This window comes from Dactylosporangium sp. CS-033363 (assembly GCF_050942475.1).
Lineage (GTDB): Bacteria > Actinomycetota > Actinomycetes > Mycobacteriales > Micromonosporaceae > Dactylosporangium.
In genome coordinates, this window is sequence record NZ_CP192032.1 from 1,269,950 (window position 1) to 1,284,175 (window position 14,226).

18 protein-coding genes and 1 tRNA gene are annotated in these 14,226 nt (G+C 70.2%); 8 read left to right on the top strand and 11 right to left on the bottom strand.

The annotated features are described in order from the left end of the window. Nucleotides 1-12: 12 nt before the first annotated feature. The 4 genes from ACQPZ4_RS05825 to ACQPZ4_RS05840 all read right to left on the bottom strand — a co-directional run bounded on the left by ACQPZ4_RS05825 (nucleotide 13) and on the right by ACQPZ4_RS05840 (nucleotide 2,324). Nucleotides 13-459, bottom strand: a complete 447-nt coding sequence (locus ACQPZ4_RS05825; RefSeq protein WP_433056887.1) for a hypothetical protein — start codon at nucleotides 457-459, stop codon at nucleotides 13-15. Next, on the bottom strand, nucleotides 456-1,166 hold the full coding sequence (locus ACQPZ4_RS05830) for a WXG100 family type VII secretion target (RefSeq protein WP_433056889.1): 711 nt from the start codon (nucleotides 1,164-1,166) through the stop codon (nucleotides 456-458). Before ACQPZ4_RS05830 ends, ACQPZ4_RS05825 begins: the two co-directional genes overlap by 4 nt. Nucleotides 1,167-1,172: 6 nt before the next feature. Continuing rightward, a complete protein-coding gene (locus ACQPZ4_RS05835; RefSeq protein WP_433056891.1) occupies nucleotides 1,173-1,472 on the bottom strand; it encodes a hypothetical protein in 300 nt (99 codons plus the stop codon). Between the two features lie 186 nt (nucleotides 1,473-1,658). Beyond that, nucleotides 1,659-2,324 carry a DUF6882 domain-containing protein gene (locus tag ACQPZ4_RS05840; protein ID WP_433056893.1) on the bottom strand — a complete coding sequence of 222 codons (666 nt, stop codon included), beginning with the start codon at nucleotides 2,322-2,324 and terminating at the stop codon, nucleotides 1,659-1,661. A 128-nt stretch (nucleotides 2,325-2,452) separates the two neighbouring features. Here ACQPZ4_RS05840 and ACQPZ4_RS05845 point away from each other — a divergent pair, with 128 nt between their 5' ends. The 4 genes from ACQPZ4_RS05845 to ACQPZ4_RS05860 all read left to right on the top strand — a co-directional run bounded on the left by ACQPZ4_RS05845 (nucleotide 2,453) and on the right by ACQPZ4_RS05860 (nucleotide 5,737). Next, nucleotides 2,453-4,069: a methyl-accepting chemotaxis protein gene (locus ACQPZ4_RS05845; protein WP_433056895.1), complete on the top strand. Its 1,617-nt coding sequence runs from the start codon at nucleotides 2,453-2,455 to the stop codon at nucleotides 4,067-4,069. 153 nt (nucleotides 4,070-4,222) lie between these two features. Beyond that, nucleotides 4,223-5,050 carry a single-stranded DNA-binding protein gene (locus ACQPZ4_RS05850; protein ID WP_433056897.1) on the top strand — a complete coding sequence of 276 codons (828 nt, stop codon included), beginning with the start codon at nucleotides 4,223-4,225 and terminating at the stop codon, nucleotides 5,048-5,050. 146 nt (nucleotides 5,051-5,196) lie between these two features. Continuing rightward, a tRNA-Arg gene (locus ACQPZ4_RS05855) sits at nucleotides 5,197-5,272 on the top strand. A 225-nt stretch (nucleotides 5,273-5,497) separates the two neighbouring features. Further along, nucleotides 5,498-5,737: a hypothetical protein gene (locus ACQPZ4_RS05860; RefSeq protein ID WP_433056899.1), complete on the top strand. Its 240-nt coding sequence runs from the start codon at nucleotides 5,498-5,500 to the stop codon at nucleotides 5,735-5,737. Nucleotides 5,738-5,893: 156 nt separating this feature from the next. Here ACQPZ4_RS05860 and ACQPZ4_RS05865 read toward each other — a convergent pair whose 3' ends face one another. Beyond that, nucleotides 5,894-6,178 (bottom strand): hypothetical protein, encoded by a 285-nt coding sequence (locus ACQPZ4_RS05865; protein ID WP_433056901.1) that lies wholly within the window; start codon nucleotides 6,176-6,178, stop codon nucleotides 5,894-5,896. Nucleotides 6,179-6,258: 80 nt separating this feature from the next. Beyond that, nucleotides 6,259-6,882: a hypothetical protein gene (locus tag ACQPZ4_RS05870; protein ID WP_433056903.1), complete on the bottom strand. Its 624-nt coding sequence runs from the start codon at nucleotides 6,880-6,882 to the stop codon at nucleotides 6,259-6,261. Between the two features lie 124 nt (nucleotides 6,883-7,006). Here ACQPZ4_RS05870 and ACQPZ4_RS05875 point away from each other — a divergent pair, with 124 nt between their 5' ends. Continuing rightward, the gene (locus ACQPZ4_RS05875) at nucleotides 7,007-9,058 is read left to right on the top strand and encodes a cellulose binding domain-containing protein (protein ID WP_433056905.1); all 2,052 of its coding nucleotides are present in this window, start codon (nucleotides 7,007-7,009) and stop codon (nucleotides 9,056-9,058) included. A 51-nt stretch (nucleotides 9,059-9,109) separates the two neighbouring features. Here the strand turns inward: ACQPZ4_RS05875 and ACQPZ4_RS05880 are convergent, their stop codons facing one another. Then, entirely contained in the window at nucleotides 9,110-9,448 is a 339-nt protein-coding gene (locus ACQPZ4_RS05880) for a hypothetical protein (RefSeq protein WP_433056907.1), read from the bottom strand. A gap of 617 nt (nucleotides 9,449-10,065) precedes the next feature. Between ACQPZ4_RS05880 and ACQPZ4_RS05885 the strand changes: the two genes are divergently transcribed. Further along, entirely contained in the window at nucleotides 10,066-10,443 is a 378-nt protein-coding gene (locus ACQPZ4_RS05885) for a hypothetical protein (RefSeq protein WP_433056909.1), read from the top strand. 4 nt (nucleotides 10,444-10,447) lie between these two features. Continuing rightward, nucleotides 10,448-10,636 carry a hypothetical protein gene (locus ACQPZ4_RS05890; protein WP_433056911.1) on the top strand — a complete coding sequence of 63 codons (189 nt, stop codon included), beginning with the start codon at nucleotides 10,448-10,450 and terminating at the stop codon, nucleotides 10,634-10,636. 71 nt (nucleotides 10,637-10,707) lie between these two features. On the opposite strand, the gene ACQPZ4_RS05895 is transcribed toward ACQPZ4_RS05890, so the two are convergent. Continuing rightward, complete coding sequence (locus tag ACQPZ4_RS05895) at nucleotides 10,708-11,430, bottom strand: MerR family transcriptional regulator (RefSeq protein ID WP_433056913.1); 723 nt, start codon at nucleotides 11,428-11,430, stop codon at nucleotides 10,708-10,710. A 9-nt stretch (nucleotides 11,431-11,439) separates the two neighbouring features. After that, entirely contained in the window at nucleotides 11,440-11,727 is a 288-nt protein-coding gene (locus tag ACQPZ4_RS05900; protein ID WP_433056915.1) for a DUF4287 domain-containing protein, read from the bottom strand. Nucleotides 11,728-11,816: 89 nt separating this feature from the next. On the opposite strand from ACQPZ4_RS05900, the gene ACQPZ4_RS05905 reads away from it, so the two are divergent. After that, nucleotides 11,817-12,074 (top strand): hypothetical protein, encoded by a 258-nt coding sequence (locus ACQPZ4_RS05905; RefSeq protein ID WP_433056917.1) that lies wholly within the window; start codon nucleotides 11,817-11,819, stop codon nucleotides 12,072-12,074. Here the strand turns inward: ACQPZ4_RS05905 and ACQPZ4_RS05910 are convergent. Further along, nucleotides 12,057-12,824, bottom strand: coding sequence for a response regulator (locus ACQPZ4_RS05910; protein WP_433056919.1), 768 nt, complete (start codon nucleotides 12,822-12,824; stop codon nucleotides 12,057-12,059). The two genes, ACQPZ4_RS05905 and ACQPZ4_RS05910, sit on opposite strands and share 18 nt — an antisense overlap. Further along, nucleotides 12,821-13,834 carry a sensor histidine kinase gene (locus tag ACQPZ4_RS05915; protein WP_433056921.1) on the bottom strand — a complete coding sequence of 338 codons (1,014 nt, stop codon included), beginning with the start codon at nucleotides 13,832-13,834 and terminating at the stop codon, nucleotides 12,821-12,823. The genes ACQPZ4_RS05910 and ACQPZ4_RS05915 overlap by 4 nt, the downstream gene beginning before the upstream one ends. Nucleotides 13,835-14,226 lie beyond the last annotated feature (392 nt).

Below are 14,226 nucleotides of genomic sequence, written 5' to 3' on the forward strand. Positions count from 1 at the left end.
CTACTCCTCTTTTTAGTGCTCGACCCTTCGGCCCGACCACGCTTCGAGCATTCGCAATGCCTCGTCGCGCGGCACGCTCGCGTGGGTGACGTCGCCCAGCCACACGGGATTCTTCTGCTTGAGTGGCCACGCGGCCACCAGCTCTCGGTTCTTGACGCCCGCGTGCCGGCTGAGCCGCGCGATGTCGCTCCAGGGCAGTGTCCGCCGGAACAGCTTGACGCCATCGGGCCCGGCCGACCGCCCGCTCGCCTCCATGGCCACCGCGGCCGCCCCGACCACCGCGAAGATTGTGCCGACCACGATCAGGCTCCACGACATCACGCGCCAGAACCGATCGGGCTCACCGACGGCCAGATACCCGCCGAACCCGAACACGACCAGGATGAACGGCGCGCACAGGAGCACGAATCGGGTCAGCAGCCGAGCCTCACCAGACGGCCCGAACCGCACCTCGCTCACGGCGTCACCGGCCCCGGCAGCTCCCGCTTCGGAATTACCCGGATCGCCGGCGCCGTGTAGTCGATCGTGATCTGCTCCAGATCCTCACGCCCGGTGGCGCCGCCGGTCGGCTCGGGCACCCCGAACCCCGCGAACCCGGCCGCCGCGCTGGTGAGCGCCAGCCCGCTGAGCGACGACAACAGCGCCGCGGACGCCTTGACCATGTAGTCGATGGCCCGAGCGGCGGTCGTCCCGATCCCCTCGGCGGCGGCCCGCGCGAACGGCCCGACGTACGGCACGAAGAACAGCGCGAACAACATGAGCAGAATCGACAACAGGGCCACGCTCATGGCGGTCAGGCTCGTCCACAGCACCTTGTACACGTCGTGCACCTTGTCCACCGCCTGCCCGGCGTTGGACATGTACGTCTTGAGATCGTCCAGCTCGGTCGTGTACCGGTCGACGGCGTGCAGGAAGGCCTCGCGGTCGTCCGCGATCCACCCTTCCTTCGCGTTGGCGACCGCGTTGCCGACGTCCTTCTTGACGAGCTCGACCTGATTGGCCAGCTCCTGCCACTTGGTGGCCGCATCGCGCATGCCCTCGACGTTCGCGACGCCGGCGGACGCGGAGATGATGGCCAGCGCGAGCGTGCGAGCGATGGCGGACGCCGCCGTGAGGTTTCCGAGCGCCAGCATGATGAGCAGCCGGACGGGTACGAACTCAGCCATCGCGGCTCACCGCACCTGAACCGTGTTGGCGCTCTCGGCCTGCTCCCACCCCTGGGCCACCTCATTGAGCTTGTCGGCGAACACGTCGAGCCGCTTGCCCGCCGCGTCGAGATAGTCCATGGCGTAGTCCTGCACCCGCTCGTGCGCGACCTGAAACCCGATCCCGATCAGCCCGAACGACGGGAAGGGCACCGCGGTGTCCGGCACCTCGTCCCGGATGCGTTGGAGGTCGGGCTTGGCGATGCTGACGAGCGCGGTGCCGGTGGCGCGAATCGCCTTCGAGGTCACATGCACGTCCTGTGCCACAGGTTCCCCTCCATCAGCACTTTTTCGGCTCGACGCAGCGGCATCCTAACTGACGACCGTCGACGTCATGTGCCCCTGAACAGCCCCGCCGCACACCCGGAGCCGAAGAGGGTGGCGGGTAGCTGACGCGGCAACTATCATGGGGAGCGAGACCGGCATCTTCCCCCGTGGATGCCGGTCTCCTTTTTAGTTCGACAGGGTGCCGGCGATGTCGGTGATGCGGCCCAGGTCGTCGTAGGCGATGGTCAGGACCGTGTTCGAGCCCGGGTCCCTGGCCTCCAGAGCATCCGGGGACTCCGTGAGCTGCCAGCCCTGCTGGGTGAAGAACGAGCTCGCCGTCACGCGGTGGTCCACCGGGAAGGCCGAGATGACCTGCTGCAGGACCGTCAGGGCGCGCTCCGGGCGGACCGGGGCCGTGACCTCCGGGGGCGTGTTCTCCAGGTGGAAGAAGACGGCGCCGCCGTCGTAAGGGCCTCGATAGTACGGGCGGCCGGTCAGGCTCGAAGCCACCAGCGCCAGTTTGTGGCCGTCGGCGACCGACAGGGGGAAGCTGGGCTCGGTGAAGGTGTCGACCCGATCCTCGGCGCCGTACTCGCGCAGCCACGTCGTCAGGTGCAGCAGGGCCGGCGGGATGTTGCTCGCCTCGTTCGCCCAGGCCCAGAGCCAGGTTTGGGCGGCCTCGCTCTCGGTGCCGAGGAGCTGGACGCCGAACGTGAGATCAGTGCCGAACGTGGCCTGGCCCGTGGTCAGGTCCAGCTGCCAGTCGCGGTCGCCCAGGAGGTCGGCCAGGGCCAGCTGGCGGGCCATCCCGGTGGCCACGTGCTGGGCGAAGAGCTGCTCGAAGGTGGGCATTCGGCCAGTCTGCCAGCACTTCGGCCCGGCTGCCGGGTTCGGGGACGGGCGGGGGAAGGGCGGGCACAGGGGGTACAACCGCGGCGTTTTTTGCTTCTGTTGGCAAACCGGGCGCCGATAGGGCGGGCATGGACGCGCTGCGGCGGACGCGAGTCGTCACGCGACTGGTGGTCGGGTTCCTCGTGGTTTCGCTGTGTGTGGTCGGCATCTGGGTGTCGGCGATCGCGGCCGCCGGCGGGACGCGGGACACGGCGGATCGGCTGTCGGCGTCGCAGGCGCAGGTCGACGCCGCGCAGCAGCTGAAGTTCCGCATCACCGACGTGTCGGGGTGGCAGGTCGGGTACGCGTTCGACATCGTGCGCGGCGTGGCCGGTGCGGCCGATGACACCGCCGAGACCCGGGCCGCGTATCTGCAGGCCATGCGGGACTTCAGTGCCGAGATCGACGCGATGGGGAAGCTGCCGCTGTCGGCGGGCGACCGGGCGTCGGTGGAGGCCATTCGCGCGGCGTACGCGCAGTACGTGGCCATGGACGACCGCGTGATCGCCGACTATCGCGCGGGTTCGGCCGCGCAGACGGACGCCGCGAACGATCTGATCACGGGTGCGGCGCTCGACGTGTACGCGCAGATGGCCGATCGGATCGATGCGCTCCTGGCCTCGGCGCAGCAGGCCGCGGCGGCCGCGCACCGGTCGGCCGGCTCGACCGCGAACGGCACCCGGCGGCTGGCGAACATCGTCGGTGCGATCGCGCTCGGGCTTTCGGTGCTGCTCGCGGTGGCGCTTTCGGTGTCCATTCTCCGGCCCTTGCGCGCGCTGCACGATCGGCTCGCGGACATCGCCGAGGGCGACGGGGACCTGACCAAGCGGCTCGTGGTCAGCGGGCACGACGAGTTCTCGGCCGTCAGCCGCGAGTTCAACACGTTTGTGGACAAGATCGCTTCGACGGTACGGGCGATCAGCGGTTCCGCCTCCACAGTCGCCGTCGCCAGTGAGCGGTTGACCGACACGTCCAAACGCATCATGGCGAGCGCGCAGGAGACGTCCGCGCAGTCCGGGCTGATCGTCGCGTCGGCCGACGAGGTGTCCGGCAATGTGCACACCGTCGCGAGCGGCGCCGAGCAGATGAGCGCCTCGATTCAGCAGATCGCCGGTACCGCGGCCGAGGCGGCCCGGGTCGGCGGGCAGACGACCGAGCTCACGCAGTCGGCGTTCGACCTGATCGGGCGGCTTTCCGGCTCCAGCCGGCAGATCGGCGACGTGGTCAAGGTGATCACCGACATCGCCGAGCAGACGAACCTGCTCGCGCTCAACGCGACCATCGAGGCGGCGCGCGCGGGCGAGGCGGGCAAGGGGTTCGCGGTGGTCGCCAACGAGGTCAAGGAGCTGGCCCAGGAGACCGGGCGGGCCACCGGGGACATCGCGGCCAAGGTGGCGAGCATCCAGAACGACACGAGCGCGGCGACGGACGCCATCAACCGGATCGTCGAGGTCACCGGCCGGCTCGGGGACTACCAGACCACGATCGCGGCGGCGGTGGAGGAGCAGACCGCGACGACCAACGAGATGACCCGCAACATCACGCAGGCGGCCGCCGGTTCGGCCGACATCGCGGCGAACATCTCCAGCATTTCCGCGAACGCCCGGGTCACGACCGACGGCGTGGAGGACACCCGCACCGCCGCCGAGGAGCTCTCCGCCATGAGCCGCGAGCTGCGCGGACTCGTCGGACAGTTCCGCGTCTGAGCCGGGGCGTTTAACAGATCGTCCATCGGTACGCCACCCCGTCCACAGGCACCCCGTTGTCCACAGATCCGGCGTCCGCGCCGAGCGGACGAACGGCCGTGGCGCGCAAGCTCTCTCCCGACACCGCAAGGACATCGTGGAGGGAGATCGACCGTGTTCGAGACCATGGTCACCATCACCGGGAACGTGCTCACGGCGCCGGAGAGCCGGCGGGTCGTGGACGGCCAGACGCTCGTCACCCACTTCAAGGTGGCGTCGACGTCGCGCCGCTTCGACCGGGCCGACACCCGGTGGGTGGACGGCGACAGCCTTCGGCTGCGGGTGAACTGCTGGCGGCAGCTCGCCGACAACGTGGCCCGCAGCGTGCAGCTGGGCGATCCGGTCATCGTGATCGGCCGGCTGTACAGCCGGGACTGGGAGACCGAGGACCACGTCCGGCGGGTGAGCTACGAGATCGACGCGCAGTCGGTCGGCCACGACCTCTCCCGCGGGCGGGCGAAGTTCGCCCGGGTCAGGGCGCTGACCGCGACCGACGCGCTCGACGACGACCTCAACGACGCGCGCCACGACGACCCGCGGACCGAGCCGGCCGACGAGCTCAACGGCCTGCCGCGGCGCAAGGCGTACGACCCGGACCTGGGCGGCGTGGTCACGCTCGTCGAGGACGGCGACCCGTTCGCCGAGGAGATCCTGGCCTCGCTGGCGTCGGATGGCGACCTGGCGTCGGTCTTCGAGACGCCGGTCTCCGCCTCGGTCCCGGGCTCCGTCCCGGGCTCCGCTTCGGGCTCCGTCGCGGCCTCCGTCGCGGCCTCCGTCGCGGCCTCCGTCGCGGCCTCCGTCTCGGCCTCCGCTTCGGCTGAGATCACCGAGGAGTCGGCGGACGAGGAGGTGGAGCCCGAGGAGGACGAGGTGGAGCCGGAGACTGGTCCCGGCCGCCCGAAGGCACGGCGGCAGCGTTCCCGCGTGCCGGCGGGCGTCTGAGGACCGGCGACGGGCCGGGTCACGGCTTCCCCGTCCGCGGTGCCCGGCCCGTCGCCAACCTGGTTGCCCCGAAGCGACGTGCATGCTGTTCTTAGGCAGGTCTTGAGCACGCTCCCGCGAAGTGGCGGTAGCCTGTGCGACGACATGCGCTCGTAGCTCAGTGGATAGAGCAGGGGACTTCTAATCCCAAGGTCGTAGGTTCGAGTCCTACCGGGCGCACCAAAGTCAGCGTCACGATCGATCCCGCAGCTGGCATCGCAATTGCATTGACAGCCCTTTTCCGAACCATCCGCGCCAGGCCGGCTCGAGCCGCCCCAGCAGGCCGTTCGCGCTCGGCAGTTTTCGCTGTGCGAAATCGGCGGGGTGTAAGCGTATCGATGCCCGTGCCACTTGCCGCACTCGTCATGCTGGGGGAATGTGCCCACGGGGGCGGGAACGGGCTGAGTCATGGGCGACTTTTCGCAGGTGTCGTTGGTCGCGGCGGCCGGGGTGGACCCTTGGAAGCTGCGCGACCAGTTCACCGCCGGCGATCCGGAGGAGAACTACGCCAGGGCGCACTACGGCAACGAGACGCGGTGGACGCGCCACGAGCCGGCGATGCGGCAAGGCAAGTATGCGGAGGCGCAGGTGCCGGACGGCAAGGGCAAGACCGAGACCCTGGCCCCCGTGGTCCCGGCCGCCGGATGAGTCCCTGCCGCCGAAGCCCGGCGAGGCACGCACCCGCCTCAACCCGCCGGGCGGCGCCGGCGGCTTCGCGATCGGCGCGGCGGGCCCGAGCTCGCCGTTGTAGGCCTCGACCGGCCGCGGCCCCGCCCTTGACCGGCGCGCCGGTTTTTAGCGAGGTCAGAGGCCGTGCCGGCGGTTCCAGCCGGAGATGTACCAGGCGTAGGCCAGGTTCCCCAGGCCGGCCGTGCACAGCAGCAGCACCACGTGCACGCCGAAGGACTGGCGGCGCCGGCGGGGTGCGCCGACGATCGCCGTCGCGCTGACCGTGTTGTTGATGAAGACCTGCGCCGCGGGCGGCAGGGGCGGGTACGGGTGACCCGGGGCCGGTGCGCTGAGCGGGATGGCCACCGGCGCCTGGTACGGCGCGGGCACGAACCCCGGCTGCGGCGGAGGAACGGTCATGGGTGTCTCCTATGGTGCGCAGCGTCGATCGGCGACGCCGCCGTCGTTCAGTTGATCACGGTGGCGGCACTCTATCGGCTTTATCTGCATCGATTTAGGGCGACCGCCGCGCACAGGCGGTGGATCAGTGCCCAGCGGTTCGGGGGCAGGCCCGGCCGGTGCACCACCGTCAAGGGACCGAAGCGGGTCGAGCGCGGGAAGCCGATCGGCAGCGGGCCGTCCAGGACGACGCCGTGCAGGTGGGGCCAGTCGGCGAGGACGCGGGACAGGCCGGTCGCCGCCGCGAGGTCCAGGCCCTCGAAGGCGCCGTCGTCCGTGAGCCAGACCCATGCCGCGGGGGCCGTTCGGGTCTGCTTCGCCTTCAGCTCGATCGCGCGGACCAGGCGACGTGAAGTACCACCGGAAGCCCTGTTGAGACCACGCAACTCCAGCAGCACGTCGTCCAGCACGAGGTCGCCCACCGGCGGCTCGAGGATGGGGCGGATGCCCAGGGACACGGCAACGGCGGCGAGGCGGGCTTGGAGCAGGCCGTGGCGGAGTTCGTCGCGGCTCGGGTTGCGGGACAGGTTGGCGCGCAGCTTGGCGATGCCCTGGACGTGGTGGTCGGCCAGCAGGGTCAGGGCGGCCAGGAGGGCGGGCGCGGACGTGGGGCGGCCGGCGCGGTCGTACCAGCCGGCGCCCAGGAGAGCGTCAAGGTCATCCATGAAAGGTTCGTCGCGATCGCGTTGACAAATGCCGACAAGACGGGCGCGTGCTTGCCCGGTGGGGCGGGGTGGACGGAGCTTCCGGGTCGAAGCGTTTCACACCCCGAGTGAGAGGTCCGCCGCCATGCCCCAGAGTTCAGTGCGCCGCGCCGCCGGTGCGCTCGCACTGTTCGTCGCGGCCGGTGCCCTGGGCGGCTTGCCGCTGTCCAGCGCGTATGCCGATCCCGCACCCGTCAACGTCACCGTCAACACGAAGCTGGGCCTGGCCACCGTGGCCGACACGGCGCTCGGCGCCAATCACGCGATCTGGGACAAGGAGCTCGGCACGCCCGCCGTGTCCGATCTGCTGGGCGCGGCCGGGGTCGGGATGCTGCGGTACCCCGGCGGCTCCTACGCCGACATCTACCACTGGCAGACGCACACCGCGCCCGGCGGGTACGTCGCGCCGAACACCGACTTCGACACGTTCATGGCCGGCGCGCAGCGGGTCGGGGCGCAGCCGATGATCATCGCGAACTACGGCACCGGGACCGCGCAGGAGGCGGCGGACTGGGTGCGGTACGCGAACATCACCAAGGGCTACCACGCCAACTGGTGGACGATCGGCAACGAGAACTACGGAAACGGCCACTACGGCACCGCGTGGGAGGCCGACGACCATGCCGACAAGAGCCCGAAGCAGTACGCCGAGGAGGTCGTGGCGTACTCGCAGGCGATGAAGGCGGTCGACCCGAACATCAAGGTCGGCGCGGTGCTCACCACGCCGGCCAACTGGCCCGACGGGCTGGTCGGGGCGGGCGACGCCGGCACATGGAACCAGGTCGTGCTGTCCATCGCCGGGCCGTCCATCGACTTCGTCGACCTGCACTGGTACCCGGGCGGCAACGGCGAGGCCGACTCGCTCACCAAGCCCGCACAGATCGACGACATCATGTACGTGGCGCGCGATCAGATCGCGCGTTTCGCCGGGCCGAACGCCGGCCGGATCGGGATCAGCCTCACCGAGACGAACGTCGGCGTCGGCCAGAACACGCAGCCCGGCGCGCTGTTCCTCGCCCAGACCTACAGCGGCATGCTCGAGAACGGCGTCTTCACCGTCGACTGGTGGGACGTGCACAACGGCATCGGCACCGTCTCGACCGTCGGCGGCCAGACCGACTACGGCGACTTCGGCATGCTGTCCAGCGGCAACTGCAACGCCGACGGTGTCTGCCAGCCGCCCCTGAACACGCCGTTCGCGCCCTACCACGCGCTCAAGCTCATGCACTCCTTCGTGCACCCGGGCGACCAGCTGATCCGCGCCGGTACCGACAACGCGCTCGTCGCCGCGCACGCCGCCCGCCGGTCCAACGGCGACCTCACGGTGCTGCTGGTGAACATGGACCCGGCGAACAGCCACGCGGTGAAGATCGCGTACGACGGCTACACCCCTTCGTCCGCCGCCCCCACCGTCGAGTCCTTCCTCAACGGCGCGAGCGGCATCACCAGCGCGCAGTCGGGCACGGCGGCGGCCCAGAACCTGGCGCCGTACTCGCTGACCGTGCTCACCTTGCACCCGGCGACGTCGCAGGCCGGCGCCCCGAAGGCTCCCGCGCGCCCGGTGGCGAGCGCGATCACCGACCGCACGGCCACGCTGACCTGGCCGGCCGTGCAGGCGGGGGTGAAGTACGAGGTGTACCGCCAGGTCGGTGCGCGCTCCGAGCAGCTCGGCGAGACGACCGGAACATCGTTCACCGCGCGCAATCTGACGGCCGGCACGCGGTACACCGTGAATGTCGTGGCTCGTGACGGCTCGGGCCGGGCGAGCTGGTCGTCGCCGCCGCTGACGTTCACGACCGGAGCCCCGGCCACGAGCACCTGCGGCATCCGCTTCACCGACGCGAACGACTGGGGCAACGGGTACGTCGGGAACATCGACATCACGAACACCGGTACCGCGGCCATCAACAACTGGACGCTCACGTTCACGTGGCCGACCGGCTACCAGAGCGTGGGCAGCGGCTGGAACGGCACCTGGACCCAGACGGGCGCGACCGTGCGCGTGACGCCGGCCGACTTCAACACCAACCTCGCCCCGGGCGCGACCACGAGCGTCGGGTTCGTGGCGTCGTACAACGGACCGAACATCCTGCCGATCGCGTTCACCTTGAACGGCAACCTCTGCTCGGTGAGCTGAACGAACACTGAGCGCCGCGGACCGGTCATGGTCCGCGGCGCTCGGTTGTGCTCAGCCCAGGAAGTGCAGGATTCGGACCTCGTCGCCGACCTGCACGCGCAGCGAGCGGCCGTCGCCCTCCTCGATGAGATCCAGCAGGGTCTCGTACGCCATGACTGCGCGGTTGAGGATGTCCGTGCGCGAATCGCCGGTCTTCTCGGCGACCCGGTCGAGGGCCGCCATGCCCCGCGGCGTGAAATTGGCGGTGACGCGCGTCAATGACCCACCGGTGTGCGCGGAATTCCGTTCCGGTGGCTGCGGCGGTTGCCCCGAGCGGCGCCGAGGAGTGTCAGGATCCCGACCGTTCGCATCGATCTGTGTTTGTTCCGACACGTTGTGCAGCACACTCATGATGTCTTGTCCTCGGCTTGATCGACGGACTGGACGAGAGCGGCGTCTCGGGCAGCGAGCGCCGCTCTCTTGCGTCACCGTGGGTGCTTCCCCCCTCACCTGAGGTAGAGCCTGCCATACCGGACACCCCCCAGCGACCGGTACGTCACGCCCAACCCGGTGGTTCAACCCAGATGCGCGTATTAGTCGCACCCCACGTGCGTCATGTGCGGGTAACGTTAGCCGTACGGGCGTCCTGCGTCCACGCCCGCCGGGCCTGGTTGTGCTTCCGAACAGCCAATTCACCCTCGCGATCGCCCTGACGGCCGCGCGTTGCCTCGCACTCTGCGTATATCGCGCACTACCAACTGGTGTCACCGTGCGTGGCGCAAGTTTGTGAATGGATCTCACCTGCGCACGCCTAGTCACGTCGTGGTCATGGACCGTGAGGTGCAGTTTTGTGACACCAAAACACATATTGAGATGTGCGCGAACATGTATGCATCATGATGCCGAGGGGCTAAGCTCTCCTCGCGAAATGTCACGCAGCGCGACGGCGAGGCCGTGCTGGATTGGCGTGTGCCAAATCCTGCGAATGGTCGTCGACCCGAGCCGCTCGATGAGGAGGGGCGCGAACGGTGACGACTTCCAGTGAGGGTGGCCAGCCGCAGCCGGAGGCTGACGATCAGCTGGATCTGTCGGCGGAAAGGCCGACCTGGAAAGGCCACGAGCCGCCGCTGCAGGGCCAGGACGAACTGCGCGGCGAGGCCGTGCTGACGCCGGGGAAGCTCGGCGTCTCGTGGGTGGCCAGGGTCCGGGGTGACCTCGGGCCGGTGGTGACGTACGCGATCATCGTCGGCCTCGCGCTGCTGGCCTTTCTCGCCGTCGCCATGCTCGGCCGCGGCGCCGGCGGTCCGAGCCTGCTCGTGCTCCTGATCGCCGTGGCCGTCGGGGCCGGCGTGCTCATCGCCGGCATCACGTCCTGCAAGCCGTCAACCAGTGGAAAGCGAGGATGAACCCATGCGCTGGACGCTCATCATCCGCCGGCATCCCGTCGACGTGCATTACGACAACGTGCCCGAGCACCTGCTCATGGGCCTGATCCAGGGGCACGTCCTGGAGGGCCGCGTCGTCGCCGTCGAGGCGGTCCCCGAGGTCGACGGCGCGGCCCGGCCGGACGGCGGACCGGAGCTCCCGCTCGCCGCGTGACCGTCCACACTGGACTCGGCGCGGGGCGAACGACGCGAGCGCAGCGCCTGACCGTCCGCGCTGGACCCGGCTCATTGCCGAGCTGCCGCCTCCCGGGTGAGCTCCTGCAGCCTGGTCCACGCGGGCGAGTTCAGCCCGGCGGTGTCCGCGACCAGCCGGGCCAGCGCCGGGTCCTGGGTCGTCTCCGGCTGTTCGCGGCCGGCCAGCCACGCGGCCGTGCGCGCGGCGAGGCCGGCCAGGCGCGGGTCGGCGGGTGTCCATTCGAACGCCGCGTCGTGCTCGCGGTAGATCGCCCGGAACTCCGGATCCGCGACCGACGCGACCTTGTCGGCCAGCCAGATCCGCGCCTCCTGCGGGGAGACGGACTGCAGGAGGATCCACACATCCCGCTCCATGTGTACCGTCCGTTCGCTCACCCCCAGCGCCCGCAGCGCCGCGAGGAAGTCCGCCGCGTCGTCCGAAACGAACAGCTGGTCACCGGCGCCGAGGCGGGCGATGCGCGCCCGCGCGCGCAGGAGCTCCTCGGCGCGCTCGCGCAGGCCGCGGTCGATCTCCGCGACGGCCGCCGCGAACTCCGCCGGGCCCGCGGCCAGCAGTTCTTTGATGCGCGCGAGCGGTACACCCGCCTCGGCCAGGGTCTTGATCTTCACCAGCTCGATCGCGTGCTCCGCGCCGTAGCGGCGGTAGCCGGAGGAGTCGCGCTCGGGCTCCTCCAGCAGGCCCCGCTCGTGGTAGTGGCGCACGGCCTTGATCGTCACGCCCGCGTACGCCGCGAGCTGCCCGATGGTGATCACGTGCCAGTTCTAGCGCTTCGTGGCCCTGCCATCCAGCCACAGGGTGTCCGACTCGTCGCGGTGGGCGCCCGTGGTGCCGACGTGCTTGCCCGGGATCGCCGGCCCGTTCTTGATCACGTGGACCAGCGCCATCGCGTGCCCGCGCCCCACGCCGTAGTCCTCCTTCAGCCACTCGATCACCGCGCCCGCCCTGACCTGCGGGCCCTCGAACCCACGGCTCGCGGCCACGGTGAGCAGCGCCCGCGGGGTCATCCCGGTCTTGGTCTCCAGCGCGTCGATGTAGGCCTGAAACGACATGTCCGTCTCCTTCGTCAGCGGGTGCCTTCACCCCTGCGTCGAACTCGCCTCGCGCTTTTCGACAAACCCTTCGCCCGTACTGTTGGTGCATGGATGCGCGCCGCGTGGACGACACCCGAAACGCCATCGGCGTGCTCACCCTGCTCTTTCAGGCGCCCCAGGACGCGGAGACGCGCAGCGGCTACCTGCAGCAGATGATCGGCGACGAGGACGCGGTGGCCGACATCGGGCGCGCGTTCACCGGCATGACCAACCTCGCCGCGCTGATCCTGCTCGACCACACGCGCCTGACCGGGGAGTCCGCGTCCGAGGTGCTGCGCAGGATCGCGCTAGTGCTGGACGCTTAGTCCTGCTCGAATCGCCATCACGGCCAGTTGCGCACGGTCGCGCGCGTTCACCTTGAGCATCGCGCGCCCGACGTGCGTGCGGACGGTGGCCGGGCTGACGTCCAGCTCGGCGGCGATCTCGTCGTTGGACCGCCCGGTGGCGACCCAGGCCGCGACCTCGCGCTCGCGTTCGGTGAGCCGGTCCAGGTCGACCGGCGGCCCGCTGTCCCGCCCGAACCGCGCGATCACCCGCCGGGTGACCGAGGGCGAGAGCAGCGCCTCGCCGCTCGCCACCACGCGGATGGCCCGGATGAGCTCGGCGGGCTCGGCGTCCTTGAGAATGAACCCGGCCGCGCCCGCCTGCAGCGCCGCGAACACGTTCTCGTCCGTCTCGAACGTGGTGACAACCACGACCCGCGGGCCGCTTCGGATTTCGTCGGCGCCGCCTTGGATCTCGCCGGCGCTGCTTTGGGTTTCCTTGGCGCCGTTTCGGGTTTCGCCGCCGCTGCTTCGGGTTTCGTTGGCGCTGCTTCGGGTTTCGTTCGCGTCGCTTCGGATCTTGTTGAGCACTGCTAGCCCGTCCAGGCCCGGCATGCGCAGGTCGAGCAGCACCACGTCGGGCCGGGTGGCCTCGATGACGCTGATCGCAGCCGCCCCGTCGCCCGCCTCGCCGACGAGTTCCAGGTCCGGTTCGCGCCCGATGAGCAGCCGCAGCCCACCGCGGATGAGCGCCTCGTCGTCCACCACGACCACGCGAATGTGCTCGATCATTGCGGAATCTTCGCTCGTACCGTGAATGCCTCGCCGCCCCGCACCTCGAACACCCCGCCGGCCGCCTCCACCCGCTCGCGCATGCCGCCGATCCCACGGTTCCCGACCGCGACCGCCACCTCGCCGTCGTGCATCTGCACCGTGACCGCGGCGCCACGTTCGGGTGCGTGCTTGACGACGTTCGTGAGCGATTCGCGCACCACTTCATATGCGATGCGGCGCTGCTGCTCACTTGCCCCGGGCAGCCCGTCGTACTCGAGCGCCACTGCGACACCGCCGGCCCGTACGCGCTCGACCAGCACCTCGATGTCCGCGGGCGAGTCGATGTTCTCGATCACCGCCCGAAGCTCGTCGAGCGCCTTGCGGCTGGTGTCACGGATGGCCCGCAGCGCCTCCCGGGCCTGCGCCGGCTGCTCGTCGAGCACGACCAGGGCGGCCCCGGCCTGCATCGCGACCACGGCAAACCCATGCCCGGCGACGTCATGCACCTCGCGCGACACCCTGATGCGCTCCTCGAGCAGCGCCCGCCGCACGAGCTCGTCGCGCTCGCGGTCGCGTGCGTGTTTCCGGACGTACACGAGCGCGCCGAGCGACCAGGGAACGATGAGCCAGCAGGCGCACCAGAGCAGCAGCCCGAACGCGAGCAGGTCGAGATGCTGCGCCATCCGGGGGAGGACGGCGCCGGTGGAGACCGCGGTGCCGATGGCGAGCGCGATGGCCGACTCGCGCAGGGGGCGCCGGCGCGCATACTCGAACATCGCCCAGACGATCGTCAGCAGGATGGGGCCGAAGGGGTACCCGATCAGGAGGTACGCGTCGGTGACCCCGACCGCGATACCGAACGCGAGCGGCGGCCTGCTGCGCAGCGCCAGTGCGAGCGCAGCGATGGCGATGAGCGCGAACCCGGCCGCGTCGAGGGGGCGGGGCGCGTCCTGCCCGAGCCCCGCGCGCCATCCGCCGATCGTGACCGCGACCGCGAACAGGCCCGCGACCAGCCAATCCCGCCGCACGCCTCGATCGTAGCCGTCTCCACCGCCGGCGCGTCTCCCGCCGACGGACGTCTCCGGCCGCTTGTTTCCGGCCGCCTGTTTCCGGCCGCTTGTTCCGCCGCTTGTTTCCTGCCGCGCTCGTTCCCGCCGTCGGACGCCGCTGGCGGGCGTCTCCGGCCGCTTGTTTCCGGCCGTGCTCGTTCCTGCCGTCGGACGTCTCCGGCTGCTTGTTTCCGGCTGCTTGTTTCCGGCCGTGCTCGTTCCGCCGTCGGACGTCTTCGGCTGCTTGTTTCCGGCCGCTTGTTTCCGGCGGTGCTCGTTCCCGCTGGCGGACGTCTCCGGCTGCTCGTCTCCGGCTTGGTCGTCTCCGGCCGTTCGTTTTCGCGTTGAGCGGGTCGGTTCGCGGGACGGTT

Excerpts from the sequence above, each read along its gene's own strand:
- ACQPZ4_RS05830 (WP_433056889.1), bottom strand. The coding sequence starts at position 1,166 with ATGGCTGAGTTCGTACCCGTCCGGCTGCTCATCATGCTGGCGCTCGGA.
- ACQPZ4_RS05840 (WP_433056893.1), bottom strand. The coding sequence starts at position 2,324 with ATGCCCACCTTCGAGCAGCTCTTCGCCCAGCACGTGGCCACCGGGATG.
- ACQPZ4_RS05845 (WP_433056895.1), top strand. The coding sequence starts at position 2,453 with ATGGACGCGCTGCGGCGGACGCGAGTCGTCACGCGACTGGTGGTCGGG.
- ACQPZ4_RS05860 (WP_433056899.1), top strand. The coding sequence starts at position 5,498 with ATGGGCGACTTTTCGCAGGTGTCGTTGGTCGCGGCGGCCGGGGTGGAC.
- ACQPZ4_RS05865 (WP_433056901.1), bottom strand. The coding sequence starts at position 6,178 with ATGACCGTTCCTCCGCCGCAGCCGGGGTTCGTGCCCGCGCCGTACCAG.
- ACQPZ4_RS05870 (WP_433056903.1), bottom strand. The coding sequence starts at position 6,882 with ATGGATGACCTTGACGCTCTCCTGGGCGCCGGCTGGTACGACCGCGCC.
- ACQPZ4_RS05875 (WP_433056905.1), top strand. The coding sequence starts at position 7,007 with ATGCCCCAGAGTTCAGTGCGCCGCGCCGCCGGTGCGCTCGCACTGTTC.
- ACQPZ4_RS05880 (WP_433056907.1), bottom strand. The coding sequence starts at position 9,448 with ATGAGTGTGCTGCACAACGTGTCGGAACAAACACAGATCGATGCGAAC.
- ACQPZ4_RS05890 (WP_433056911.1), top strand. The coding sequence starts at position 10,448 with ATGCGCTGGACGCTCATCATCCGCCGGCATCCCGTCGACGTGCATTAC.
- ACQPZ4_RS05900 (WP_433056915.1), bottom strand. The coding sequence starts at position 11,727 with ATGTCGTTTCAGGCCTACATCGACGCGCTGGAGACCAAGACCGGGATG.
- ACQPZ4_RS05905 (WP_433056917.1), top strand. The coding sequence starts at position 11,817 with ATGGATGCGCGCCGCGTGGACGACACCCGAAACGCCATCGGCGTGCTC.
- ACQPZ4_RS05910 (WP_433056919.1), bottom strand. The coding sequence starts at position 12,824 with ATGATCGAGCACATTCGCGTGGTCGTGGTGGACGACGAGGCGCTCATC.